23 protein-coding genes are annotated in these 26,148 nt (G+C 43.2%); 5 read left to right on the forward strand and 18 right to left on the reverse strand.

Features of this window, described 5'->3' with window-relative positions; all coding sequences use genetic code 11:
• The first annotated feature begins 358 nt into the window (after positions 1-358).
• Entirely contained in the window at positions 359-2,092 is a 1,734-nt protein-coding gene (locus LI82_RS12465; RefSeq protein WP_052402797.1) for a sensor histidine kinase, read from the forward strand.
• 97 nt (positions 2,093-2,189) lie between these two features.
• Here LI82_RS12465 and ftsA read toward each other — a convergent pair whose 3' ends face one another.
• A complete protein-coding gene (ftsA, locus tag LI82_RS06980; RefSeq protein WP_048194624.1) occupies positions 2,190-3,503 on the reverse strand; it encodes a coenzyme F390 synthetase in 1,314 nt (437 codons plus the stop codon).
• A 93-nt stretch (positions 3,504-3,596) separates the two neighbouring features.
• On the reverse strand, positions 3,597-5,222 hold the full coding sequence (locus tag LI82_RS06985) for an ABC1 kinase family protein (RefSeq protein WP_048194490.1): 1,626 nt from the start codon (positions 5,220-5,222) through the stop codon (positions 3,597-3,599).
• Between the two features lie 283 nt (positions 5,223-5,505).
• Between LI82_RS06985 and LI82_RS06990 the strand changes: the two genes are divergently transcribed.
• On the forward strand, positions 5,506-6,732 hold the full coding sequence (locus LI82_RS06990; protein ID WP_201770307.1) for an ammonium transporter: 1,227 nt from the start codon (positions 5,506-5,508) through the stop codon (positions 6,730-6,732).
• A 108-nt stretch (positions 6,733-6,840) separates the two neighbouring features.
• Here LI82_RS06990 and LI82_RS13565 read toward each other — a convergent pair whose 3' ends face one another.
• The 10 genes from LI82_RS13565 to LI82_RS07030 form a co-directional block, all read right to left on the reverse strand.
• Complete coding sequence (locus LI82_RS13565; RefSeq protein ID WP_269078519.1) at positions 6,841-6,969, reverse strand: hypothetical protein; 129 nt, start codon at positions 6,967-6,969, stop codon at positions 6,841-6,843.
• Positions 6,970-6,993: 24 nt separating this feature from the next.
• Positions 6,994-7,170, reverse strand: coding sequence for a hypothetical protein (locus tag LI82_RS13105; protein WP_160174963.1), 177 nt, complete (start codon positions 7,168-7,170; stop codon positions 6,994-6,996).
• A 47-nt stretch (positions 7,171-7,217) separates the two neighbouring features.
• Positions 7,218-8,645, reverse strand: coding sequence for a 2-oxoacid:acceptor oxidoreductase family protein (locus LI82_RS06995; protein WP_048194494.1), 1,428 nt, complete (start codon positions 8,643-8,645; stop codon positions 7,218-7,220).
• A 2-nt stretch (positions 8,646-8,647) separates the two neighbouring features.
• Positions 8,648-9,709, reverse strand: a complete 1,062-nt coding sequence (locus LI82_RS07000; RefSeq protein WP_048194496.1) for a 3-methyl-2-oxobutanoate dehydrogenase subunit VorB — start codon at positions 9,707-9,709, stop codon at positions 8,648-8,650.
• Positions 9,710-9,733: 24 nt separating this feature from the next.
• Entirely contained in the window at positions 9,734-9,976 is a 243-nt protein-coding gene (locus LI82_RS07005) for a 4Fe-4S dicluster domain-containing protein (protein WP_048194498.1), read from the reverse strand.
• A gap of 139 nt (positions 9,977-10,115) precedes the next feature.
• Positions 10,116-11,789 (reverse strand): AMP-binding protein, encoded by a 1,674-nt coding sequence (locus LI82_RS07010; protein ID WP_048194500.1) that lies wholly within the window; start codon positions 11,787-11,789, stop codon positions 10,116-10,118.
• Between the two features lie 61 nt (positions 11,790-11,850).
• The gene (locus LI82_RS07015) at positions 11,851-12,405 is read right to left on the reverse strand and encodes a helix-turn-helix domain-containing protein (protein ID WP_048194502.1); all 555 of its coding nucleotides are present in this window, start codon (positions 12,403-12,405) and stop codon (positions 11,851-11,853) included.
• 184 nt (positions 12,406-12,589) lie between these two features.
• Complete coding sequence (locus LI82_RS07020; RefSeq protein ID WP_048194504.1) at positions 12,590-13,921, reverse strand: COG1470 family protein; 1,332 nt, start codon at positions 13,919-13,921, stop codon at positions 12,590-12,592.
• A gap of 263 nt (positions 13,922-14,184) precedes the next feature.
• Entirely contained in the window at positions 14,185-16,968 is a 2,784-nt protein-coding gene (locus LI82_RS07025) for a heavy metal translocating P-type ATPase (RefSeq protein ID WP_048194506.1), read from the reverse strand.
• 148 nt (positions 16,969-17,116) lie between these two features.
• Positions 17,117-17,320: a heavy-metal-associated domain-containing protein gene (locus tag LI82_RS07030; protein ID WP_048194508.1), complete on the reverse strand. Its 204-nt coding sequence runs from the start codon at positions 17,318-17,320 to the stop codon at positions 17,117-17,119.
• A 322-nt stretch (positions 17,321-17,642) separates the two neighbouring features.
• Here LI82_RS07030 and nadA point away from each other — a divergent pair, with 322 nt between their 5' ends.
• Positions 17,643-18,563: a quinolinate synthase NadA gene (nadA, locus tag LI82_RS07035; RefSeq protein ID WP_048194510.1), complete on the forward strand. Its 921-nt coding sequence runs from the start codon at positions 17,643-17,645 to the stop codon at positions 18,561-18,563.
• Between the two features lie 42 nt (positions 18,564-18,605).
• Here nadA and LI82_RS07040 read toward each other — a convergent pair whose 3' ends face one another.
• The 6 genes from LI82_RS07040 to LI82_RS07065 all read right to left on the reverse strand — a co-directional run bounded on the left by LI82_RS07040 (position 18,606) and on the right by LI82_RS07065 (position 24,338).
• A complete protein-coding gene (locus LI82_RS07040) occupies positions 18,606-19,484 on the reverse strand; it encodes a 4Fe-4S binding protein (protein ID WP_048194512.1) in 879 nt (292 codons plus the stop codon).
• Entirely contained in the window at positions 19,481-19,663 is a 183-nt protein-coding gene (locus LI82_RS07045) for a CGGC domain-containing protein (RefSeq protein WP_048194514.1), read from the reverse strand. The genes LI82_RS07040 and LI82_RS07045 overlap by 4 nt, the downstream gene beginning before the upstream one ends.
• A 19-nt stretch (positions 19,664-19,682) precedes the next feature.
• Positions 19,683-20,537 (reverse strand): ATP-binding protein, encoded by an 855-nt coding sequence (locus tag LI82_RS07050; protein WP_048194516.1) that lies wholly within the window; start codon positions 20,535-20,537, stop codon positions 19,683-19,685.
• Positions 20,538-20,566: 29 nt separating this feature from the next.
• The gene (locus LI82_RS07055) at positions 20,567-21,802 is read right to left on the reverse strand and encodes a cation diffusion facilitator family transporter (protein ID WP_048194626.1); all 1,236 of its coding nucleotides are present in this window, start codon (positions 21,800-21,802) and stop codon (positions 20,567-20,569) included.
• 71 nt (positions 21,803-21,873) lie between these two features.
• Positions 21,874-23,793 carry a Coenzyme F420 hydrogenase/dehydrogenase, beta subunit C-terminal domain gene (locus LI82_RS07060; protein WP_048194518.1) on the reverse strand — a complete coding sequence of 640 codons (1,920 nt, stop codon included), beginning with the start codon at positions 23,791-23,793 and terminating at the stop codon, positions 21,874-21,876.
• 80 nt (positions 23,794-23,873) lie between these two features.
• Positions 23,874-24,338: a NifB/NifX family molybdenum-iron cluster-binding protein gene (locus tag LI82_RS07065; protein WP_048194520.1), complete on the reverse strand. Its 465-nt coding sequence runs from the start codon at positions 24,336-24,338 to the stop codon at positions 23,874-23,876.
• Positions 24,339-24,516: 178 nt separating this feature from the next.
• On the opposite strand from LI82_RS07065, the gene LI82_RS07070 reads away from it, so the two are divergent.
• The gene (locus tag LI82_RS07070) at positions 24,517-25,218 is read left to right on the forward strand and encodes a DUF169 domain-containing protein (protein WP_048194523.1); all 702 of its coding nucleotides are present in this window, start codon (positions 24,517-24,519) and stop codon (positions 25,216-25,218) included.
• Positions 25,219-25,446: 228 nt separating this feature from the next.
• Positions 25,447-26,130, forward strand: coding sequence for a DUF169 domain-containing protein (locus LI82_RS07075; protein WP_048194525.1), 684 nt, complete (start codon positions 25,447-25,449; stop codon positions 26,128-26,130).
• Positions 26,131-26,148 lie beyond the last annotated feature (18 nt).

Below are 26,148 nucleotides of genomic sequence, written 5' to 3' on the forward strand. Positions count from 1 at the left end.
CACCTTATTACAACCCATTTTTCTTCCTAGGCCTAAGATAATTCTGAACTAGCACTTTCCAGACTTTTATTCAGTAGTTGCAGCACTCCAATCACGTAAATAAGGGTAAAAATTTGAATGATACATTTTTGTATTAATAATTAATGCATATACTCAATTTTGATAATAATCATTACTTGAAATATTGGCAAATGTATATATGTTTAAAAATATTAAAGGGATGTAGCACACGAAGCTCTCGATTTACTTCAGTTTCGCTTATTCGATCAGAGTAAAAAAGAAGAAGTTTCTACAGAGTATCGTATTCAATGTCTCGACATAAATATTCATTGATCCCATGACAGTTCTGAGGTTACCTATGAGAAAAGATAATATCGTTTTACCTGTGGGAAAAAGCATCACAGATATTACGTGGTGTAAAAATATTGAGGAAGAACTCCGCCTTAGAGATGAGCGATTAAGATGTCTTGAGTCCGTTCTACATTATAAGCCTGATTCAGTTCAGGATCTTCTTAATTTTGCACTTGATGAAGCAATCAAACTCACCCAGAGTAAAATTGGTCACATATACCATTATGATGAGGAACAAATGAAGTTAACTCTCAACACATGGTCAAAAGATGTGATGAGGGAGTGTACAATTGTTGAACCTCTGAATACATATGATCTGAAGGATACCGGTATATGGGGAGAGGTGGTCAAGCAACGCAAAGCAATCATTCTAAATGACTTTCAGGCTGTAAATCCACTGAAAAAAGGTTACCCAAAAGGACATGTTGAACTTCATAAATACCTAAGCATACCAGTGTTCAGAAACGGACAAATCGTTGCTGTTGTCGGACTAGCCAACAAGGAATCAAATTATGATGAGAGTGATAGACTTCAGCTTACCTTGATCATGGATTCGGTATGGAACATTGTGGAGCAGAGACAGACTGAGGAAGCGCTGCAACAAAGTGAATTGAAGTATCGGCAGGCCTACAATCTCATGCAGGCAGTATTTGAAAGTCCAAATAATGTCGTTATATTCGCCATTGATCGGGAGTATCGATATATCGCTTTCAACAAAATTCATCAGTTAACAATGAAGAACATATGGAATGCCAGGATTGCGATTGGCATTAGTATGCTAAGTTACATCAAAGACCCTAAAGATGGGGAAAAAGCAAAAATAAACTTTGACCGGGCGCTTGCTGGTGAAGCATTCACCATTGTTGAAGAATATGGAGATGTGTTACTCGAAAGGCTGTGGTATGAGAATGTGTACAGTCCTCTTGAGGATGACGAGGGGAATATTATTGGGGTTACTGTCATTGTAACTGACATTACTGAACGTAAGAAAGCGGAGTTGGCTCTTGTTCGGGCCAAAGTTCTTGCTGAAGAAGGAAATCGTATCAAATCGGAATTCCTCGCGAACATGAGTCATGAGTTACGTACACCACTTAATTCAGTTATCGGTTTTTCTCAAGTTTTAAGCGATAAAAGGTTTGGTGATTTGAACAAAAAGCAAACCAAATATATATCTAATATCCTGAAAAGCGGAAGGCATTTGATGACGTTGATCAATGATATACTTGATATTTCAAAAATTGAATCCGGTAATATGAAATATGAGCCTGAAATTATAAACCTGCCAGAAATAATTGATGAAATTGTAATGTTAATAGATCCAATGGCAAAGAAAAAATCCATAGATCTTAAATCCAATATAGAACTTGAAATTCTGGAAATATATGCTGATAGGACAAAGATCAAACAAATTATGTATAATCTACTCAGTAATGCAATTAAGTTTACACCAAAAAGTGGCAAAGTATGGGTCAACTCAAAAATTATTGGCGGTAAAGTTCAGGTTTCTGTATCTGATACTGGTATAGGTATTCCCGAGAATAAACAAAAAACTGTATTTGAGGCCTTTAAGCAAGTTGATTCATCTTTTAACCGTAAATATGAAGGAACCGGATTGGGACTTGCGCTTGTTAAACAGTATGTTGAAATGCATGGTGGTGAGGTCTGGGTTGAAAGTGAAGTTGGAAAAGGAAGTACATTTGGATTTAGTATACTAATGAATCCTAATACCTCATCCAGCTAACAAACGAATTTCTTCAAAGCGGTTTACTTTGCTGAGATAAACTAACAAGGGGCAAACTCATCGACCTTTGGGAAGACTTAGAGTAAGGGCAATAGGATCACCTTCGATCTATCACTCTTTTAGCTCTTCCTTTTAGTTTATAAAATTCAAGCTCTCCCGGACCTGTTAATTTGATGTCAACATCAAGCTCACCATTATCATAAAGGCCCTTGGTGCCTGTTATGTTGCTGAGGAAACCTCTGAGAAAATTTTCTTCGATAACAGATCTATCGCAATTTTCCTTATCAATGCATTCTAGACTTACCTTTAGAATGGAAGTTCCATCCTCGTCCTCATAAAGGAAAGCTTCATACTCTCCAGTCAGGTAGTCCATGTTCTCCCTCTGAAAGACACCTCTTTCAACATTCACACGATTAAATGGTGAACCTGATATCCAATGAGTTTCAGCCTCACGCTCAGGGGTGAAGATCTTCATATGAGTCCTGCCACATGCACACTTTTTCCTTGATTGAACCACTGTTGTGTCTTCGGTGTCATAATTGATCAGAAGATTGCCACACTTTTCACCGGGGCTTAGCAGTGTCGTAAGTACTATCCTGCCACAGTCACCATCTTCAAGGAATTCCTTCCGGTATGGGTCATAGATATCAAGGTGGACAAGGTCTTCCGGAACATGAAGGCCACTTTGCTCTGTGCATTCTCCGCACATCGTTCCTTCAGTACTTCCATAGGTGTTGTAGATAGGACAGCCCCATAATTCCTCCAGATAGCTCCTGCTCTCCTCAGCAAAGCTCTCTCCTCCTACGACCAGTTTTTCGATGCTGGTCTCCCCTGGATCTATTCCTTCATCTTTTAGCCTGCGTGCAAGTCTTAAAAGCTTGAATACGCTGGCCACTATCCCTGTAGGCTGGTAGCTTTCAAGGACGCGAGTTGGGAATGTACATTTTCCTTCCGGTATGATAGCCATGCCGATATCACGTGCAGAAAGTGTCATGGTGTTGGCACCGACATTCATTCCGTAGGATGCACACATTATCATCCTGTCACCTTTCCCGAATCCCTGGGATGTGAAACTTCGGCTGTATTTCTCAGCAAAACGTAACCAGTCATCCCATGTAAGGAAAAAAGCCTTAGGGGTTCCGCTTGTGCCGCTGGTTTCATGGATAGTAAAAACCTTATCCCAGCTGGTACTCATAAAATTAAAATCATTGGTCTTTGGAGGCTGGTTGTTCCTGATAAGCTCGCCTGATACGAGCGGCATTTCCAGAAGGTCTTCATGATCCCGGATACTTGAAGGCGATACATCATTACTTTCAAACCATTTTCTGTAAAAGGAAGAATGCTTTACAGCATAGTCTATAGTGTATCTTAACTTCTCTTCTACCAGGGAATCAAGGTCTCCCCGATCCATGGTCTCGATCTTTTCATTGTAATACTCCCCACTCAAATTGTTCACCCCTTAGTTTCAATGATCAAATATTGGTATTGTTTTGTTTGTTTGGTGTTACTGGCTTCTCAGGAACAACACTCCGAACATGAAGATAGCTACAACGAATCCTGCTATTCCGAGAGTTGCAAGGCTACCCTCAGATTGTGATGCCAGATAAGCCGAAGCTACAAGGATAATCGACAGGAAGACATACTTCGCAAGATTCTCGACCATTCTGTCATGCTTGATCTCACGGGTCTTCTCTTCCAGTTTCTCTATACGATATCCACGTATCGTCTCAATAACGTCATTAACCCCCTGTGGAAGGTTCTTGAATATCTCGAGATACCTGTCACCTTCCAGGAGGAAGTATTCGCCTGCCTTGAATGGGGAATACCTTTTAGTCATGACAATGAAGATCAGTCTCTTGGCATCCTCAATGATATTGAACCTGGGATCAAGCTCCAGGCAAACACCTTCAACGATTACAAGAGAACGTTCAAGTGTGGAGAAATCACTCGGAAGGGATAGATTGTATTTAAGTGCAAGATTTGCATAACTATCGTTTTGCCGTTCCCCTAAAGCAAAGTTCTGTATAGATATGAGCGTATCAAGGTCGACCTTGAACTTATGCACATTAATCTCTTCCTTATTGATGTCAGCGATCTTCAGGAAAGCATCAAAAGCAATGTCAACGTTCTTCTTGTAGATCCCATAGAAAAGATTCAGCATGTTCCTGCGAAGCTCGGAATCAATTAGTCCAACAGCCCCGAAATCGATGAAAGCGATCCCGTCATCACGGAGGAGAATATTTCCTGAATGAGGGTCTGCATGGTAGAAACCATGCAGATAGACCTGGTTCAGATAACTGGAACTGATGATGTGCGCATATTTTGATCTCGTTTTCTGGTCTGTTGTTTCAAGGTCCTTTACAAGGATGCCTTCCATATAGTCCATCACAAGAATACTTTCGGTACAATACTCATCGTGTACTGCGGGTATATGGACATCATGGGATTCTGCGAATAATTCCTCGAATCTCTTGATGTTGCGAGCCTCGTTCAAAAGGTCTACTTCTTTGTTCAGCATATCCTGGAATTCATCGAGAAAATCATCAATATCGATATTGTTCCCAAAACCACCCATTTTCTTCATAAGTGGCTTGAGGTCATTGATGATGGCAAGGTCAACATTGATCTGGTCTATAAGCCCAGGTTTTGCGATCTTGACAGCCACCCTTTTGCCACCGATCCTTGCTTCATAGACCTGTGCTATGGATGCACTGGCAATAGGTTTTCTCTTAAAATCATCAAAATTCGAAAGGAATTCAGAAACGACTGTTGAAGCATCTGCTTCTGCTATAGAACAACTGGCACGGAATCCCTCAAGGGACTCAGCCATCTCTTCCAGTTCAAGAGGACGGACCTTATTCTGAAGCTGTGAAAGCTCTCTGGTATAATCCAGGGGAAGAAGATCAGGACGCTTGCTCATGATCTGGCCCAGTTTGATGAACGTCACTCCAAGATCTTCAAATGCAAGCCTGAGCTTTCTTGCATTCTTTTGCATCTCAACATCAATATAACAGGTTCCCTTTTTATTGGAAACATAGTTCTGTTGTATGTCTTTATAAAGAAGGCTGAACAGATTGTATTTGAAAAATACCTTTGTAATGGAGATATATCGCCGTGTCTTCTTGAACATTAATATAATGTATGTTTAGTTATAGTAAATAAATAGAGGGGGGACAAGTTCAGAAATGATGTCTTTCAGACCCTGATTTTTTGCATAGTATTTTGCTATATGTGTTTGGAGCTGGCAAATACCTATAAGACCTACGCAAAGCTTAAATACAATTGTTATTTTTAATGTGCCTCTTTTAAAACTGCCTTCTGAGTTTGATTTTATAGGCAATTTAAGTTAACTTTAAGTAATATAACAAAGGAAGTACGCTGCATATTACCTAGATACGATTTGGAGAGCAATCATGTTTGATTCAGGAACTACGGCTTTTATGATAGTTGCGACCAGTCTTGTTATGTTAATGACACCAGGACTGGCGTTTTTTTATGGTGGGCTTGCAAATAAGAAAAATATAGTTGGTATAATGATGCAAACTTTTGTATCATTAGGAATAACGAGTATCCTCTGGTTATGCGTAGGCTATTCTTTATGTTTCAGTGGTGACGGGGCTATTTTGGGAAATCTTGATAAAGCATTTTTGCAGGGAGTTGCAGCAGATTCTGTATTTTCAGGAAATGCAAAGATCCCTGAACTGGTATTCATTTCTTACCAGATGATGTTCGCGATCATAACTCCGGTACTTATAACCGGTGCATTTGTCAACCGTGTTACCTTCAAGGCATTCCTGATCTTCCTTGTCCTCTGGCAGTTCCTTGTCTACTATCCATTTGTTCACATGGTATGGGGAGGTGGCTTTTTGGCTTCCATGGGCGTTCTTGACTTTGCAGGCGGTATTCCGGTACATGCAATAGCAGGATTCGGTGCTTTAGGAGCTGTCTTTTATGTAGGTGGAAGGAGAGAAAAAGATGAAAAACCTCACAGTATTCCCTTAATAGCCATTGGAGCAGGTATTCTCTGGTTTGGATGGTATGGATTCAATGCAGGAAGCGAGCTTAACCTTGACCAATTTACTGCATTGGCACTGATAAATACTGACATTTCAGCTTCTTTCGCAGCAATTTCATGGCTCATGATCGAATGGGCAAGAGAAGGAAAACCAAAATTTGTAGGCTTATTGACAGGTGCTCTTGCCGGACTTGTGATAATAACACCTGCAGCAGCATATGTTTCTATGCCAACAGCTGCTCTTTATGGTATTGTAGGAGGAACAGCATGTTACTTTGCCATCCAGTTCAAGAATAAGATGGAATGGGATGATGCACTGGATGTATGGGGACTCCATGGAGTAGGTGGAGTGCTGGGAATGATCATGCTGGGTATTTTTAGTTCATCAGCAGTTAATCCGGCTGCAACAGATGGCCTGTTCTTCGGAGGAGAACTCATGTTCTTTATAACAGAAGTAGGTGCAGTCGTTGGAGCATCGGTCTATGCATTCATATTCACTTACGGAATGCTGAGAATAATTGAATTTGTAACACCCGTGAAGGTTTCAGAAGAATTTGAACTTAAAGGGTTGGATGAAATGATCCATGGGGAACTAGCATACGACTATGATCTGTCAATTGACTGATCCATTTAAAAAGATGAATAAATGAGAATAATTCTCCTGCTTTGCAGGAGGTTCTATTCTTTATTATTAGAGAATAATTAGATGATTATTTGATAATTATTAGATGATTCAGGAAATTATCAGATTATCGATCTGTCCTTTCCTTAGCATCCACACATACTCAATCTCTTTAGGGATGGCATGTTCATCAATAAAAACAGCTTTACGGACACTGTAGGCATCATCGAAACCTTTCATGCTCGTGGTCCATCGGATCTGCATTCATTGGCCTTTGTTTTTAACCCGAAGATAAATGAAAGTAACAACTCCTGCAATTGTACCGGCAGGAAGTCCTACGAAAACAGAAAAGAAGATCATTTCCTGAAGCAGAGCTGTTATAGCAACAGTTACTATAGCAAATACGGTGAAAGCTATTAAAAAATGAAGTATTCTTATCATGGTCTCCAGATCGTTAAAATATAAAGTAGCCGGAAATAAACCGGCACTTATTTAAAGTTTTCTTTTGACCACTTTGCACCGGCTTCAAGGATATCCAGGTTCATCGGGATAAGCTTTGGCTTGCTTGCGAAAGTATCCTCTATTGCTTCCCTGAATACTTTTTCCGGAAGGCGTGTGTCTCCCTGTGCCATAAGCACACCGAGCATGACGGTATTTGCAGCTTTTACTGAGCCTGCATCCTTTGCGATCTGCATGGAAGGTACTGCAATTGCCCTTACTCCTTCAGGAGCATCGAAATCACCAATTGTGTCATCATAAAGTATGAGTCCTCCTTTCTTCACATCGCCTGCGAATTTCTCCAGGGATGGCTGGTTAAGAGCTACAAGCACATTTGACTCATAGACGACAGGTGAACCAATTGATTCTCCTGAGATGACAACTGAACAGTTGGAGGTTCCACCACGCTGCTCCGGTCCGTATGAAGGATACCAGGAAGAATAGCGCTGGTCACGGCATCCTGCACGAGCAAGTGTAAGTCCCATACTTAAGACACCCTGGCCACCAAATCCTGCGATCTTAACAAGTGCCTGGCCAAACTCAGGGTCTGGTACAGCATCAGGAGATGCACTGCTTTCAAGACTGTAGAGATTATCGATCCCTTTCTTGGAGAAATCACTCTCAGAGCGCCACAATGGTTCTGTTTCATCGAATTTATCCCTGAAGTTTCCGAGAGGGAATTCCTTTTCCATCAGGTCATTCACGAAATCAGTGCTTTGTTCAGCATTTTGCCTGAGGTTGGTCGGACATGTGGAAAGTACTTCTACGAATGCATACCCTTTGCCTTCTTTCTGAACTTCGAGTGCCCTTCTGACAGCTTTCTTTGCTTTCCTGATATGTGAGATGTCAGATATTGAAACACGCTCGATGAAGACTGGGGCCTTTAAGTTATCCAGCAACTCACACATGTGCATTGGGTATCCTGCAAAGCGAGGGTCCCTTCCATCAGGACATGTTACGGTCTTTTCACCGATCAGCGTTGTTGGTGCCATCTGGCCACCGGTCATACCATAGACAGTGTTGTTCACGAAGAACACAGCCATCTTTTCACCACGGTTTGCTGCCTGCATGGTCTCATTAAGACCGATAGATGCGAGGTCACCGTCACCTTGGTAGGATATTACAACAGAGTTATCCTGTGCCCTTGACATACCGGTACCTACAGCAGGTGCACGTCCATGTGCGACCTGAAGGTTTCCGCAGTCAAAGTAGTAGTAAGCAAAAACTGCACAACCTACAGGACTGATCATGACGCTTCTGTCCTGGATCTCAAGCTCTTCCATAGCCTCGCCGATCAGTTTGTGCAAAATACCGTGTCCACATCCAGGACAGTAGTGGGTTGCAGTTGGTGCTGCTCCACCTTTGCGTGGGAACTCTTCATAAATTCCAGATGGTCTTCCAATGATCTTTTCTGCCATGTTCATTCCTCCCTAGCAGCAATTTCTCTAATCTTCTCCATGACCTGATCCATTGTAATAAGGTTTCCACCCATGCGGTTGACAAGGTCCACAGGCTTGTTGCAACCTGTTGCAAGACGTACGTCATCGATCAACTGACCATTGCTCATCTCAACGGAAACGAAGGTCTTATCACCTGAATCTGCGAGGGCCTTCAGTTCATTTTCAGGGAATGGGAACAATGTTATCGGACGGAAAAGTCCTACCTTGATACCTTCTCTCCTTGCAACTTCTACAGCTGAACGGCATATCCTGCTGCTGATACCATATGCTACGAGTACAATTGATGCATCGTCCATCATGTATTCCTCGTACTCAACTTCATTTTCCTTGACGGTCTCATACTTCTCTTGAAGCCTGTAGTTGAAGTCCTCGAGCTGGTCAAAGTCCAGGAAGATAGATGTTACAAGGTTCTGGCGTGTTTCCTTTGTTCCGCAAACAGCCCATGACTCGTCAATGACTGGCTCCACAGCTTCTTCAGGGAACTGGAGTGGCTCGATCATCTGTCCAAGCACACCATCTGCAAGTACTACAACAGGGTTGCGGTACTTTGTTGAAAGCTCAAATGCCTTTATTGTAAAGTCGCACATTTCCTGAACGGAATTTGGTGCGATAACGATGTTGCGGTAGTTTCCGTGTCCGCCACCCTTTACGACCTGTGTGTAATCTCCCTGTTCAGGACCAATATTACCAAGACCAGGACCTGCTCTCATGATGTCTACTATCACGCATGGGAGTTCTGCTCCTGCAAGGTATGATACACCTTCCTGTTTCAGGCTCATGCCGGGACCTGATGACGCTGTCAGAACCCTGTGTCCGGCAGATGCTGCACCATATACCATGTTAATTGCAGCTTCTTCTGATTCTGCCTGTACGAATTTCCTTCCAAGCTTCGGGAATGTCTGGGAAGCCTCATGAAGGATCTCACTTGCAGGTGTGATCGGATATCCGAAATAACAGTCACAACCGGCATATAAAGCACCAATGACAACTGCGGAGTTGCCTTTTATTAATTGTGTAGCCATAAAATATCACCTCATTTTTTTGGCTTATTCTTCCTTGATCGGGATATGCACAGCAATAGCCAGTGGCTCAGGACAGGTGTAGTAACAATTTCCGCATCCTATGCATCCTTCTCCCGTGTATTCAACATAATGGTAGCCGCGTTCGTTAATTTGTTCACTCATAAAGAGTACATCTTTGGGACATGCAGCTACGCATCTCTCACATCCTTTACACTCAATAATGTTCAGTTCAGGATATGGTTGCATCTTTTCCTTATTTTCAGCCATAATATCAACTCAATGAACGGAAATATGATCTAAAATGATCGATCGTAAGATCATCTTGGATCAGAGTATTTTCAATATTTGCTACTAAATACATTACAGGAAACCTTCCAGCTTCCTGACATGAAGTAATTAAGGTTTATCAGTTTGTTGCTTTATCGTGATCACGTATCTCGACACGTCTTATCTTGCCACTGATGGTCTTTGGAAGCTCATCCACAAATTCTACAGCTCTTGGATACTTGTAAGGTGCAGTGGCTTTCTTGACATGGTCCTGCAACTCTTTCTTAAGCTCATCACTTGCTTCATAGCCTTTGGCAAGAACAATGGTCGCCTTGACGATCTGGCCACGAACAGGATCCGGTACGCCGGTAATAGCACATTCAAGTACAGAAGGATGCTCGATCAGTGCACTCTCGACCTCGAAAGGACCTATCTTGTAACCGGAGCTCTTAATGATATCATCAGACCTTCCGATGAACCAGAAATAACCATCCTCATCTTTCCATGCCATGTCACCGGTATGATAATAGCCATCATGCCAGGTGGCTTTTGTTTTCTCCTCATCTGCACGATATCCGGCAAAAAGACCTACTGGTTTGCCGCTGGAAGTATTGATGACGATCTCTCCTTCCTCACCGGAATCACAGAGCTTCCCGTCAAGGTTAAGCAACTGGATATCGTATTCAGGTGATGGTTTTCCCATTGACCCGGGCTTTGGTTCCATCCACGGATAGGTTGCGATTGTTACCACACTCTCGGTCTGGCCAAAGCCTTCCATGAGTTTCAGGCCTGTGAACTCAAGGAATCTTTCATACACTTCAGGGTTCAATGGCTCACCGGCAACCACACAGTACTCAAGGCTGCTGAAATCATACTGTGAAAGATCTTCCTTGATGAGGAACCTATAGATAGTAGGCGGTGCACAGAATGTGGTCACGCCATATCTGCTGGCTTTCTCAAGCATGTTCTTTGCATTGAAACGCTCATAGTCATAGACAAAAACAGCAGTGCCACAGATCCACTGGCCGTAGAGCTTACCCCATACGCATTTTGCCCAACCTGAGTCTGCAACTGTAAGGTGTAATCCATCGTCCATCACGTTCTGCCAGTACTTAGCAGTGATTATGTGGCCAAGGGGGTAGGCGAAGTCATGCTGGACCATTTTTGGCAGACCGGTTGTTCCGGACGAGAAGTACAAAAGAGCAATATCATCGTTATTTGTTGCTTCATCGCCTTCAGGTCTGGTAAAGTCCTCAGAAGCCTCTTCAAGCTCCTTATTGAAATTGATCCACCCCTCTTTCTCAACATTGAGGACGGCTTTGTGAAGCAGGACATCCTCGTACCCTTTGTGAGCTTCATCGATGTAACCCATGAGACCTTCATCGTCTGCACTTACTACCATCTTGATCTTTGCAAGTTCAATACGGTAGGTCACATCTTTGGTTGTCAGCATGTGGGTTGCAGGGAGAGTAACAGCACCTATCTTGTGCAAGGCAAGGATACATATCCAGAACTCATACCTTCCCTTCAAGGTCAGCATTACAACATCGCCTTTCTTGATGCCATATTTTCTGAAGAGATTTGCAGCTTTATCGCTGTAGTATTTCAGGTCCCTGAAATTATATATCAGTTCTTCACCATCATCATCGCACCATACAAGTGCTCTTTTCTCAGGTTGTTCCTTTGCGTACCTGTCGACAATATCGTATGCGAAATTAAAGTTATCAGGGATCTTTATCTTAAAGTTCTCCTTATAGTCATCATACGATTCGAATTCCGTGCGTGAAACATATTCTTCTAAAAAAGATGACATATTTACACCGTTTTCCATTTCTAATAGATCAATTCTTAAATTTGGATCAAATTTATGTTTTTCAGACTATCATAGCCAGGAACTTTGCAGGCTTATCCCCAAGGGCTTCCATTCCATGACCATAGCTGGAATCAAAATAGATGGAATCTCCTTCCTCAAGAACGATCTCGTTGTCATGTATCTTTACTTTTAAGGTACCTTCAAGAACAAGATCGAACTCCTGTCCAGGGTGGGAATTCATAGGGTTATTAGCATCTGTTGATCCTGCTTCAACCTCAACAATAAAAGTCTCTGCCTTTTTGTGTATGAAATTTGGGGCAAGGTTCTGATATTTGTAAGCCTCTCTTCTTTCAACAGTTGGTCCCTTGTCCTTCCTGGTAACAGTAAAGATATGCATGCGTGGTTCTTCGCCGGTTAGAAGTAATGTCATATCAACTTTCAGGAACTGTGCGATCTCAAAAAGTATGCTGGCAGGAATATCGACTTCACCTGTATCATACTGCTGATAGGTTTCAACAGGGATATTCAGATAATTTGCCATTTCTTCTGAACTGATTTCTGACAGCTCGCGCAATTCATGGATACGTGACGAGATTTCCTTTATTTTTTCCTGCATGATATCAACTTTTATTGGTTAATAAGGAAGATACTTACAAAATAAAATAGAATTTTGAAAGAAACAATATTCAAGCAACTTAACTTGATATTGCGATCCTTTTTCGTATTTTAACATACAGGAAGTTAAAAAAGGTAGTGGGTGCCATGTTAACACATGACACAATCGGGATATTGGGAATGAATTATTCAGTCAGACCAATACTAATTGAGTATTCAAAGTTCTCGGTGTTGTGTGGCATGATCTCGAGTATCCACTCACCGGCACCACCATCGATAATATATGTCTCTGAATATCCGGTAGATCCCTGCTGGTAGACATCAGGCTGTTCCATATCTTCAGTCATCACAGATTCAACTTCAATGTAGCTGCCGGCAGCTTCATCCATTGCCATCATGTAAGGACCAGGATACTGCTGTCCAAGATTGACAGAGCCCCTGTAGCTTGTGCTCACAATTACCGGTCTCACCTCTCCTTTTGCGTTCTTCAATACAACCTCAAAGGAAGGTGTTGTAGAAGATGTGCTGCTGCTACCATAGTTGTAGTCCGTTGAGAACAGCTTGATAGTGATAGGATCATCAGTCATTGCGTTGAAAGTTGTTATGAATGGTTCTTCGGGCTGTTGCCAGACATCGAAGTTCATGCTTACCTTCTGGCTCCATTCGGTGATGGTTCTGTCATCGATATTCAGATTGATCATACCATTGACACTTCCTTCTGCATCAGCCGGGATCTTCACATTTACCTTCACAACAGCTTTTTCTCCTGGATTTATAATAGAAGGTGCTGTGATGGTCACATCTTTCTCATCAAGAGATACCTGTGAACTGTATCTGTACCATTCATCCTCGATCTCTTCGAACTGTGGATCAATGGAAATTGCTTTGTCGCCAACGTTCTTGAGATTTATGGAATACTCATATTCAGCACCTGCTTCAACGCGGTCGCTGATGTATGAATTGAATATCTCAATGTTTGGTGGCAGCCATACATTCACTGAAAGTTCGAGCGCTCCGTTGTAACCCGGGTAAAGGGAAGCAACATCTCCCTCAAGACCGCTAAAGAAGACGTTTGCACTGTAGTGGCCAAGTTCAGCATCTTCAGGAACTGCTACTTTGATCGTGAACTCCTGCTTTTCGCCGGTCTCCATTTCAGCTTTTGCAGGTGAAATAGTAACCCATTCATCATCAAGTTCATTGTCGTTGTAGAACTGTGGTACAAGGTAAGGCTCAACTGTCATCGTCTCTTCACCGTGGTTGTAGAGCACAACAGTTACTTCCTCTGACTCACCGGGTTTAATTGTAAGATATGAATATCCCGGATCAACATAGAGGGGAACGACCTCTCGTGCAGCTTCAGGATATATCATGTCCTGGTAATATCCATCAGCAGCGATCTTTTCAGCTATCAGTACAGGCTCTTCGGCCACTGGCTCAGAGATGGCAACAGCAACACCTGCTGCCGTCATGCTGAGCAACAGCAGACCGAGTGTAACAAATGTGAAATATTTCTTCATATTAATTTCTCCTTTATGATCGTGATTGTCATCGTCTTTCGACATGTTACAATATGATGTTGACTTATTAAAGAATTGTCTAAACTTCGAATTGATTCGTAGTTATAATATTAAGAAAAAAAGAGCAGCATGCTTAAAACATGCCACTTAATTAATTACTTGCTGATGATCAGATAATCGTTTGGTAGATCGATCGATCAAACAATCAATTAACTAACTAACTAACTAATGATCTATCAACCAATCGATTAGCTAATGTTCCATCATTTGATCCTGCTTCTTTTCATCAGCAGTGAATTCGTCACAACAGATACCGAGCTCATTGCCATGAAAGCTGCTGCCATTGCAGGAGTGACAAGTACCTGATGGAATACCGGATAGAGGACACCTGCAGCGATCGGGATACCAAGACTGTTGTACCCAAAGGCCCAGAACAGGTTCTGCTTTATCTTTCTCATGGTCAGACGGCTCAAGCGCAGGGAAGCTACCACGTCAAGCAGGTCGTTCCTGATGAGTACGATCTGTGCTGATTCAATTGCCACATCTGTACCGGCTCCCATTGCTATCCCAACTTCTGCCTGAGTAAGTGCCGGTGCATCATTTATACCGTCACCGACCATTGCAACTATCCTGCCTTCATCCTGTAGTTTCCTGACCTCAGCTGCTTTGTCTTCAGGTAACACCTCAGAAAGAACGCGATCAATACCCGCTTTAGATGCAATAGCTGATGCGGTCCTGCTGTTATCTCCTGTGATCATTACAACCTCAAGTCCCATCTCTTTGAGCCTGGAAACAGCCTCTATGGAATTGGCTTTGAGTGTATCTGCTACTGCTACGATACCAGTTGCATTGCCATCAACTGAGACCAGCATAGCTGTCTTACCCTGATGTTCAAGTTCTTCAAGCCTACCGGTAAGGGAAGATACGTCAACATTGCTGTCAGTCATGAGCTTTCGGGTACCCAACAGCACCTCTTGCTCATTGATCAGTGCTTTTACCCCATGTCCCGGGATGGAATCAAAGGATGACACATCCATAATGGGGACGTTAGTTTCCACAGCAGCGTTTACAATAGCTTCACCCAGAGGATGTTCTGATCCCTTTTCTGCAGTAGCTGCAAGGGAAAGTACTTCATCTTCAGTGTGTCCGCTAAAAGCGACAATATCAGTTAGTACAGGTTTTCCTTCTGTGAGCGTACCAGTCTTGTCAAATATGATCGTATTGATCTTCCGGCTGACCTCAAGTGCTTCACCACCCTTGATAAGTATACCATTTTCTGCTCCTTTGCCGGTACCTACCATTATGGCTACCGGAGTTGCAAGTCCTACAGCACATGGACAGGATATCACAAGAACTGTTATTCCGATCAGAAGGGAGAACAGGAACGGACTTGTGATAACAGAGTACTGTGCAACATCAAACATGTTGTATCCGATGAAGAGCCAGAACATGAATGAAAGCAAAGCAATTATTATGACTGCGACAATGAAGCGACCAGCAACAAAGTCAGCTATTCTCTGGATCGGTGCCTTGGATGTTTGTGCATCTTCTACCAGCTTGATTATCTGTGAAAGTGCAGTATCAGCACCTACTTTGGTAGCTTTGAACCTGAAAGAACCAGTACCGTTTACAGTAGCACCGATGACCTGGTCATCAATATTCTTCTCAACCGGAATGCTCTCACCGGTGATCATTGATTCGTCAATGGAAGATGAACCTTCAGTAACGATACCATCCACTGGTAGCTTCTCTCCTGGTCTGACAACAACAATATCTCCTGTGACCACATCTTCCACAGCTACTTCGGTCTCCTCTTCATTTCTGATGACCCGGGCTGCTCTTGCCTGCAATCCGATGAGCTTCCTGATGGCTTCGGATGTCCTGCCTCTTGCTTTTGCTTCAAGGTAACGTCCAAAGGTTATGAATGTGATCAGCATTGCAGCTGAATCGAAGAAAGTATGCTGGTATCCCGGTCCAAGGTCGATGAACCCGGTCACAACACTGATAGTATAAGCAGCACCGGTACCCGTTGCAATAAGAAGGTTCATATCAGCAGAACCGTGACGAAGCCCTTTGTAGGCACCAACGAAGTACTGTCTGCCTGGGAAAGCCATTACTATTGTAGTAAGAACAAAAAGTACAAATCGATCAGCAAGGATAGGGGGTACAAAATAAAGATACTGTGGGAACCCGCCACTCATTCCACCAAGCATTATTGGAATTGTCAACAGGAAAGCAATAAGCAGGTTGTTCCTCTGGTGTGTGATCTCAAGGTCCCTTGCAGCCTGTTCACGATCAGCAGGCCTACCCTCCTCCTTAACGGATGCAGTATAGCCAATATCATCTATTGCCTTAAGCATATCAGCTACGGAAACCTTTGAGGAATCATACTCAGCATGCGCACTGGACATTGGGAAATTCACACTGGCTTTGCTTACGCCATCAAGTTTCCTGAGAGCACGCTCTATATTTGATGCACAAGCGGCACATGTCATGCCTCCTACATCAAAGTTAACCTCATCTTTCAGTATGCCATAGCCTGTATCTACGATCGTTTCTTCAAGTCTGTTAGTGTTTATCAGCTTCGGATCATAGGTTACGGATGCCTTTTCAAGCGGAAGATTGACAGTTGCCGAAAGGACGCCGGGCTGTTTCTTCAACGCATCCTCTATGCGCAATGCACAGGCGGCACATGTCATACCTGTAACTTTCAATGTGGAATCAGTGGGTACTTCAGCGGTCTCTTCTGCCATCTCTTCTGTTGTGGTTTCAGTTGTAGCCTTAGTTGAAGCTTCAATTAAACTTTCTGCGAGTGTTTCTGCTGAATCTTCTGAACCGCTACCTTCGCCTGTCTCATAACCGGCATCTTCAACTGCCTTCCTGATCTCATCAAGGGTCACTTTTTCAGGATCAAAACTAACAGTAGCATTGTTCTCCTCAAGGCTTACCTCCACATCTTCCACACCTTCAAGAGAAGAAATTGCTTTTGTAACTCTGTCATGGCAATGCATACAGGTCATTCCATGAACATCAATTGTGACTTTCATATTATCACACCAAAAGAATAAATGAAATTTGTTCGTCTGACGGTTGGTCGATCGTACATTTAGTGCTACCAGGCACTAAATGTCCGACTTAATATTGATCAAATGTCGATCAAATCATTATTATTTATAATAAATTAAAGCTGTAAGGTCAGGCCTTATAGCCGGCATCATTGACTGCTTTTTTGATAGCATCAATATCTGTTGCCTGTGGATCGTAGGAAACACTGGCTTCTCCTTTTTCAAGATCGACATCAACAGAAGAAACGCCATTTAACCCGGATATTGCTTTAGTTACAGCCATCTTACAGTGTCCGCAGGACATGCCTTCTACTTTAATAGTGGTTTCAGTCATTTTTATACTCCCATAAAGAAATGGACTATTCTTTAATTAATACTTTTTCCATTATCTGTTATTGTTCCAGCAACGGTTTATTTCGGATGTGGTATAAGTGTACAAAACTCATTGATATAAACTTTAGTATATTATCACTTGCAGAGAATTTTCCTGCCAGCGCAAACTACTTAAACTGTCAGGCGGTAGGTTAACGCCGTTAACATACATAAATACTACCCATATTTATAAAAACGAAAACGCATATTTAGATATAAATATCGTTATAGAAATCTAAGTTGTTTGACATGTTATATAATAGAAATTATGATGTGGTGGGAATATGCAGGACATGAATGATATAATTGACAGGATCAATTCCCTGAAAGCAGAACACAATGCAGTTATCCTCGCCCACAATTACCAGCGCCCTGAAGTGCAGGATATTGCAGACTTCACAGGTGATTCACTTGGTCTTAGCCAGCAGGCCGTCGCTACCGATGCCGATGTGATAGTATTCTGTGGCGTAGACTTCATGGCTGAAAGCGCTGCAACACTTAGCCCGGAAAAGACTGTACTTCTTCCTGAAAAGGACGCCGGCTGCCCGATGGCCGAGATGGTCGATGTGATCTCCCTGGACGATGTAAAGCAGGAGCACCCCGATGCAGCGGTGGTCTGTTATGTGAACTCCTCTGCCGAGATCAAGGCCCAGAGCGATATCTGCTGTACATCCGCAAATGCAATTGATGTAGTGAACTCCCTTGAAGAGGATGAGATAATCTTTGTCCCTGACAAGAACCTCGGGACTTACGTTTCACATTTCACCGACAAGAAGATCATTACATGGGAAGGATTCTGCCCAACCCATCACCAGATGCGTGCAGATGATGTCATCAAGGCAAAGGAAGCACATCCTGATGCCCTGTTCCTCGCACACCCGGAATGCAGGACAGAGGTCCTTGAGCTTGCAGATGAGGTCTTAAGCACTACCGGTATACTCAACTATGCTAAAAGCTCTGATGCTAAAGAGTTCATCATCGGTACTGAGAATGGCCTGCTTCACAGGTTAAGTAAAGAGAACCCTGATAAGAAGTTCTATTACCTGTCCGAGTTTACGATCTGTCCTAACATGAAGATCACTACCCTTGAATCAGTGCTTAATGCACTTGAGAACATGGAATATGTGATCACCGTGCCTGAAGAGACAAGGCTCAAAGCAAAAGAAGCACTTGACAGGATGCTTGCGGTAAAACGCACGATGTAATTTTATATGAGAGCATAGCTTGAAAATAAAAACACATTTTATTTAATCATATTTCAGGCTTCTCATCATGTTTTCCCATATTTCTTTTAGTTTTTCTGAGAACTCATTTGACAGTTCATTATCTAAATATTCGATCACCGTTATTTCCTGAATCATTGCTTTGGTCGGAATTTTGCTAAAAGGAAGCTTTCCTACAACATTGATCCCATTTTCCCTGCAATAATCTTCAATAATGCGGGTGTTCTCTTCATTTATATCATACTGGTTTATGCAGACCACAGCTGGAACATTAAAGTGGCTGGCTACACCCAGAACCCGTTCAAGATCATGGATCCCTGATACACTGGGTTCAGTTATGACCGCAACCATATCAACACCGGTAATAGAAGCGATCACAGAGCACCCTGTGCCGGGTGGTCCATCAATGATGATCATGTCTTTGTCATATCTATCAGCAAGTTTTCTGGCATTCTCCCTGACAAACGCTACCAATTTACCACTTGCTTCTTCTCCGACACTGAGCTTTGCATGTGCCATCGGTCCGAATCTGGTTTCAGAAAGATATGCATCTCCTGCTTTTCTTTCTACCATTGTTATAGCTCCTTCAGGACAGACATGAGCACATACACCACAGCCTTCACATTCAAGGCTATCGATCCTGATATCATCAGTAATTGCATCGAACCTGCAATTCTCTCTACACAAGCCGCATTGGATGCACAGGGAGCTATCAATAGATGCTTCTTTCAGTCCATAGAAGTCTATTGTCTCAGTTATCTTCGGGGCCAATATCAGGTGCATATCGGCTGCATCCACATCACAGTCAGCTATCACTGCGTTATCTGCAAGTGAGGCAAAAGCTGCTGCTATAGTGGTCTTTCCGGTACCACCTTTGCCACTTATGACAGTAAGCTGCTTCATGTAATTTCTCCGATCTTAAAATATCCCGGACATCCTCTGCATGTGATCATGCCAATGATATCAATATCCTCATCCTTGAACTCTTCAGTACCTGTCCCGCTCTTTATCACCTTAAAACAGGAGATTTCAGGACAGTACCTGGAGGCAATTTCACACCTTGCCAATCCTATCTTTACCAATTACTATCAACTCCTCTGATCATTGTTCAGGAAGTTCCCTCATTTCAGACAGTGAGGTAACATCTCTGAAAAGCCTGAGAAATCTGTCCTTCCACTCCGGCATCTCATTTACAAAGGGAATTCCCTGTGAGTACAACTTTGCTATCTCCATATCATAAGGGATCTTCATCAAGACCGGGATCCCCTCTTCAATACAGTATTCTTCTACGCTGGTGTCACCGATATCGCATCGATTTATCACCACACCGAACGGTATTCCCAGTATCCTCATCACATCAAGAGCAAGTTTCAGGTCATGGAACCCAAAAGGTGTAGATTCGGTTACAAGGATACAGTAATCGATATTCTTCACTGAAGCAATGACCGGGCAGGCAGTACCCGGAGGTGCATCGATGATAGCAGTCGTATTCTTATCGATATGCTCCTGAAGGGCCTTGATCACAAGTGATGTCATGGGTTCCCCTATCTTCAACATTCCCTGATAGAACACGAGTTCTTCGTTTACTGAACCTTCAATGGTTCCGACTCTCCTGTCCACCTCACTGATAGCTTCATTCGGACATACAATAGTGCATCCACCACATCCATGACATAGGGTTGGGAAGATCATTACATCTTCAGGCAAAACGGCAAGGGCATTGAACTGGCAAAACTCAGAACATTTACCGCAAAGGTCACATTTGCTTTTATCAACAACCGGTGTCGGAACATTCACATCCTCGATTTTCTCAAGATCGTATCTCAGGAACAGGTTGCAATTGGGTTCTTCCACGTCACAGTCGAACAGTTGTGCATCATTTAGGGAAAGTGCAAGATTTACTGCCACTGTGGTCTTGCCTGTTCCACCTTTTCCGCTTGCGATAGCAATTTTCATTACCAGTTTCTCCGTTTCTCAAATTATTGTTACTCTGTAGGAGCGGTGATAGCACTCAGCTCAGGGATCTTTCCAATGAGTGTTTCAACATCTTCCACATCATCCGGCATATCTAACAGTTTGATAAAACTGTCATGGAATTTGTGGAATGGACCTTCCCCAATATCCTTTATGATGACAATGTTAACGCCATGTTCCTGCAGGTACTCCGCCGTCTTTACACCTCTTTTCCTCTCCAGATCAGCAGCGGGGTTCTCACCAATTTCCCAGTCTATTATTTTGTTGTCTTCCAGCTGAATGATGATATAATAGGGAGCCTTTCCGATATGCCTGGATAGCTTCGACTGTAATCCTTCTGGCTTTATTATAGGGATCGCAACCTTGAGCACGGATATCTTTCCAGGTTTTATATCAACTGAAATATGTTCAAGATTTGGTATCTCACTTTTAACCACCTCTTCGATCTCAACGGAGAGCATTTCCACCCTTTTCAGGTCGCATTCTCCTGCACTTTCTACCTGCATCTCACCAAATACCACAAGACCGGATCTTCTGAGCCTGATATCATCAACCTTGTTCACGCCTGGAATTTGTTTCACCGAATGCCGGATGCTTTCGATGGATTCTCTGTCCAGCCATGCATCCATGAGTGTAAGTGCCGATTCCTTTGCTGTGCTGATCCCGAGCTTGAAGATGACAACAGATATTACAAGGACACCCAGGCTATCAATCCATGGCATTCCGAACATTGAACCAATGATGGCAACGACAACGACCATGGAACTGAATACATCTGTGTATGAGTGGGTGGCATCTGCGATCAATGCCTGTGAACCGATCTGTCTTCCGATTTTAAACTTATACTGTGAAAGGGCATAGATCGTGATCACTGAGAATACTGCCGCTCCAAGTGCCAGCTCCTGGAATTCGATCTCAGAAGGTGCCCTTATAGTTGAGAGTGCCTCGCGGACAAGTTCAACTCCGGACAATATGATCAGGAGCGATACAAAAAGGGCTACCAGGTTCTCTGCTTTGTAGTATCCGTAGGGAAAGTGTTCCCCACTACTCTTTAAGCTTAGTTTTAGGCCTACCCAGACAGCGAGGGATGTAAAGATGTCCATTGACGTATGGATAGCATCCGCTATCAGGGAAGAGCTCCCTGAATAGAAACCTACTGTTCCTTTTATAGCTGCAAGAAAAACAAGTACAATGGTAGAGTTTTTCGAAGCTTTTGCACCTAGCCGAAGTTCTTCTTTTACAGCCAAATCTTGTTCCCCCATAACTAATTAACATCAAAAAAGAAAAAATGATCCCTTTGGGGGATCTCGAACTGGAATTATTCCTTCAGGACCTCACTGATGAACTGACCTTCTCCTACCAGTTCAATAATGTTGCCGAGTCTTTCCTTACCAGGTTTGGTCCGATATTTGACAAATGTCTTCCCTACCTTGTCTATCAGAGCTGGGATCTCCTCTTTTGTGGAAAATGCCTTCAGGAGAACACCATTTGTTGGCCTTCTTGCATCGTTCCCGCCGATCCATACAGAATAACCTCTCTCGTCTTCAACAGCTGCTTCATGCGGGCATCCTCTGACACACCATCCACAGTTAATGCAGAGATCCCTGTCGATAACAGCCTTCCCTGAGATCACAGATATAGCATTCAGTTTGCACAATTCACTGCATCTTCCACACCCGGTACATTTCTCCGTATCGACCTTCGGACGGAGCTGGCCTACAATACCTATGTCATTGCTCTCTGCTCTGACACAGCTGTTCGGACATCCGGCCACACCGACCTTCATCTTGTGCGGAGTGAGCTTCTGGGCAAACTGCATTGTGAGCTCATTTGCAAGATCCTTGGTGGTAACAAGCCCCTCTGGACAGTAATCCATTCCCGGACAGGCGTTAGCATAGCCCATTCCAATGGTCTTGAGCCCACTACCGTAAACATCGGCCATCAGGCCATCGACATTTTCACCTTTGACACCCTGGATCTCAACGCTCTTCCTTGTGGTAAGCTCAAGGCTGCCGTCACCGTACTTCTCTGCAAGTTCAGCAACCCTGGCAATGTAATCGTGCTGTACGATGCCGGAGTTGGTTTTGATCTTCACGAAATTCGTTCCATTAGCCTCTGGTCTTACACCCGGATAGTCGCGTACCCAATAGAAGTTGACTTTCTTTCCATCATCAAGACGCTTACCAAGCTCTTTATTGAACTTTCTCATCTTGATAGCTGCAAAGTCCTCAAGCATGCTGATATCAACATCATCGATGGTCTCGATGTAACCAGCTTTTTCTGCTGCTTCAAGAAGTGCCAGTCCCTTATCATTGCGGGCGATCAAAGTTGTCCAGCCGGTGGATGAACCCACATGTCCTGCTGATATGTCTGCAACTTTTGAAACCGCATCCCTGCAGATACGACATCCATCCCATACACAGTTAGCGATATCCTTCAGTGAGATCTCAATTTCCCCGTCATCGGTAGTAACGATCATCTCATCGAGCCTGATGGCATATTTCCGTATCTTGTCCAGGTCGATCCCTATGCTTTTCATGTATTCGGATAACTTGCCATAGTCAAAGTTCTCCATGCAGAACAGGCCGATTGTGTAGGGTATATTTGGGATCTCAGCCTTTTCACCATTAATTCCGACTTCCGGTGGATGAACGTTCAGGCCTGTGAAGAACTGTGTTCTTCTGGTTCCGTACGTCTGGCACGGAACACCCACCATTGCGACATTTTTAAATTCAGCATCATTCTGGCGAAGTGCAGCCATCACGGGAACTGCGGAATATTTGGCACCCTGGGTATCCATCAGTTCTTCTTTGCTTGTAACGACACAGGAATCCGGTTTTGTAAAACCTGCAGTTGTAACAGCGCCATCAATGAGACCATTGTCAAAACAATATCCAAGAAGAGCGGTCACTGCTCCGCCATCCTGTCCTTTTTCAGCTATTGAAGTATCTGTAGCCCTTGCTGAAACGATCTTCTGGTATTGGCCGATAGCTGATGGAGGCAGTGATTTAAAATTGAACACGTTCATGGAGATACGGGCTGCATCTGTCATGACACGCTGGCAAACATCCTTGCATGCTCCTTCTCCGTTCCTGTAGCATTCTTCCTTTAACTTTGGTCCATTCTCATCGAATTCGATGATCTCGTAAGGGCAAACCGCAGCGCAGGCACCGCATAAGGTGCACATTCCTGTATCAACTACTGAATCTTTTAAGAACCATGTGTATTCTTCTGACATTGGTCTCATCTCGTTTTAGTTTTTATTATCTTTTTATGTGTTAATTTTTTTAATCAATCAATTTTCTTTATTTTCGTGCATTAGCGGTTTATTCCACCACCCCTTCCGGCTCCACCGCCACCTCCCATGCCCCTGCCAGAGCCACCGGACCTGCCACGTCCACCCATTCCCCGACCGGGTGCAGCCATTGAAGCATGTGCCTCTGCGGTAGGGGCAGATACTTCATGCAATTTACCTTCCTTGTATTGTTGGATCGCATCTGCAACTGATCCACTGGCTCCTTCCATTACTTTAATTTTAGCTGCGGAAAGGATCGGGAAAGCGTTAGGACCGACTTTGCCGGTAAGCAGAACAGTGATCCCTTTGTCAGAAATGTTCTGGGCAGCCTGTATACCTGCTCCGCCAGATGCAGAAGCTGCTTCATTGTCAAATGCTCTGAATTCCATCGTGTCTGGATCAACGACCACAAAGTAAGGGCACCTTCCAAAACGTGAATCCATTGCTGCACTAATATCTTTATCTGTAGCTGTTACGCATATCTTCATATTACTTCCTCGTTTACAATTTATTTCTTTATTGTATATGACACAAATGAGAGTAAATATATAAACATTACGGAAACAACTATATATTTATACACCTATGAGAGATTATACTCTGTTAAATGATAAGAGGTAAATGAAATTTTATCCTTGATAACAGTAAAAATTTAGAGGTACTAACATGGATTATGCAAAAATGAGTGAGAAACTTATTGAGGCACTGGAACTTAATGGGAAACCAGTGGCAATATCATTGTTAAAGAGAGAAAAGGATATTCCTGAAGGTCTGGTAAAGATCGAAGCACCAAGAAGATATTGCCAGATGCTTCAGGATGCCAGGTTCGATGACAAGGTAACTTTTGCTACCATGGATGAGCATGCCTGTAAAGGTGGCGCTGCAGCCATCGGTCTACAGGACTATCCTGACAAGATCAAAAGCGGAGAACTGTATTTTGATAAGCTTGGAAAAGAGATCTCCCTGAGTGTCGCTAAGCGTGTTGTAGACAACATGCCAAGGCCTGCTCCCGGTTCAACTGTTGCAACGGTCGTTGCTCCACTGGACAGCACACCAACAGAACCTGATGTTATCATTGTGATCGGAAACACCCTTGTAGCCAGAAGGATCGCACATTCCGTGATCTACAGGCGCGGTGGCCGTATGACTGCAAACTTTGCAGGTATCCAGTCCACATGTGCTGATGCTACCGGTTCACCTTACACCACCGGGGAAGTTAACATCTCTATTGGCTGTGACGGTGCTGCCAAGAATGCAGGACTCAAGGACGATGAGATGGTTGTAGGTATTCCTGCAGAACAGCTTGAGGACATCACAGGCATTCTGGAAATGAAAGCAGGTGCCTGGAACGATTGGATGAGATCTTAAACGATCTCTTATCCTACCACTTTTCTTTTCTACTAATTTTGAATTATCAGGTAGCATAAAATAGCTACCAATTTTTTCTGAAATAATCAATAGTAAAGCTTATATAAAACTAGTTGTGTACACTTATAACACAACCGAAACAAACCGTCGTAAGCAGTAACAACAACACTGCTAAGAAAAAGTAATAAATTAATCCGTTTATATTTTACATAAAACAGAGTGATCAATATGGACATCAAGGAAATAAATGAATTTGGAAAGCAGCTAACCGAAATACTGAACCTTAAAACAAAACCAGTTGCAGTATCACTTATTCCTGAAGGTCATGATATACCTGAAGGTATCGAAAGAATAGACGAGACCACAAGACACTGCCAGATGGTGGACACTGTCAGAAAGACCGGAAAGCAATTCTATTCCTTAGCAGATGACCAGATGTGCAAGGGTGGGTCTTCTGTAATGGGCTTGCAGGAAATGCCACACAAGCTGGCTATCGGTGACACCTACTATAACCTCAAGCGTTTCAGCACCATCAATGCAGCAAGACGTACCATGGAAAAGGTAACAAAGGTAGAAGCAGGAACCACAAAAGCAGTCGTATACGGACCACTTGAAACAGCTACTTTCAAGCCTGATGTAGTTGTTATCGTAACCTCGCCAAAACAGGTCATGCAGCTTTCCCAGGCATTGATCTACAAGTTTGGTGGCAGAGTAGAAGCAAGCTTTGCAGGTATCCAGAGTGTCTGTGCAGACGGCGTTGCTCTTCCATACAAGGAAGGTAAGATCAGCGTAACTGTCGGATGCGGAGGAAGCAGGAAATTCGCAAACATCGCAGACGATGAGCTTATCATCGGAATCCCTGTTGAAAGGCTCCACGACCTTGTGGAAGCTGTGAATGAGATGTTCGCCTGAACATCTCTTTCTTACATC

The organism is Methanococcoides methylutens (genome assembly GCF_000765475.1).
Lineage (GTDB): Archaea > Halobacteriota > Methanosarcinia > Methanosarcinales > Methanosarcinaceae > Methanococcoides > Methanococcoides methylutens.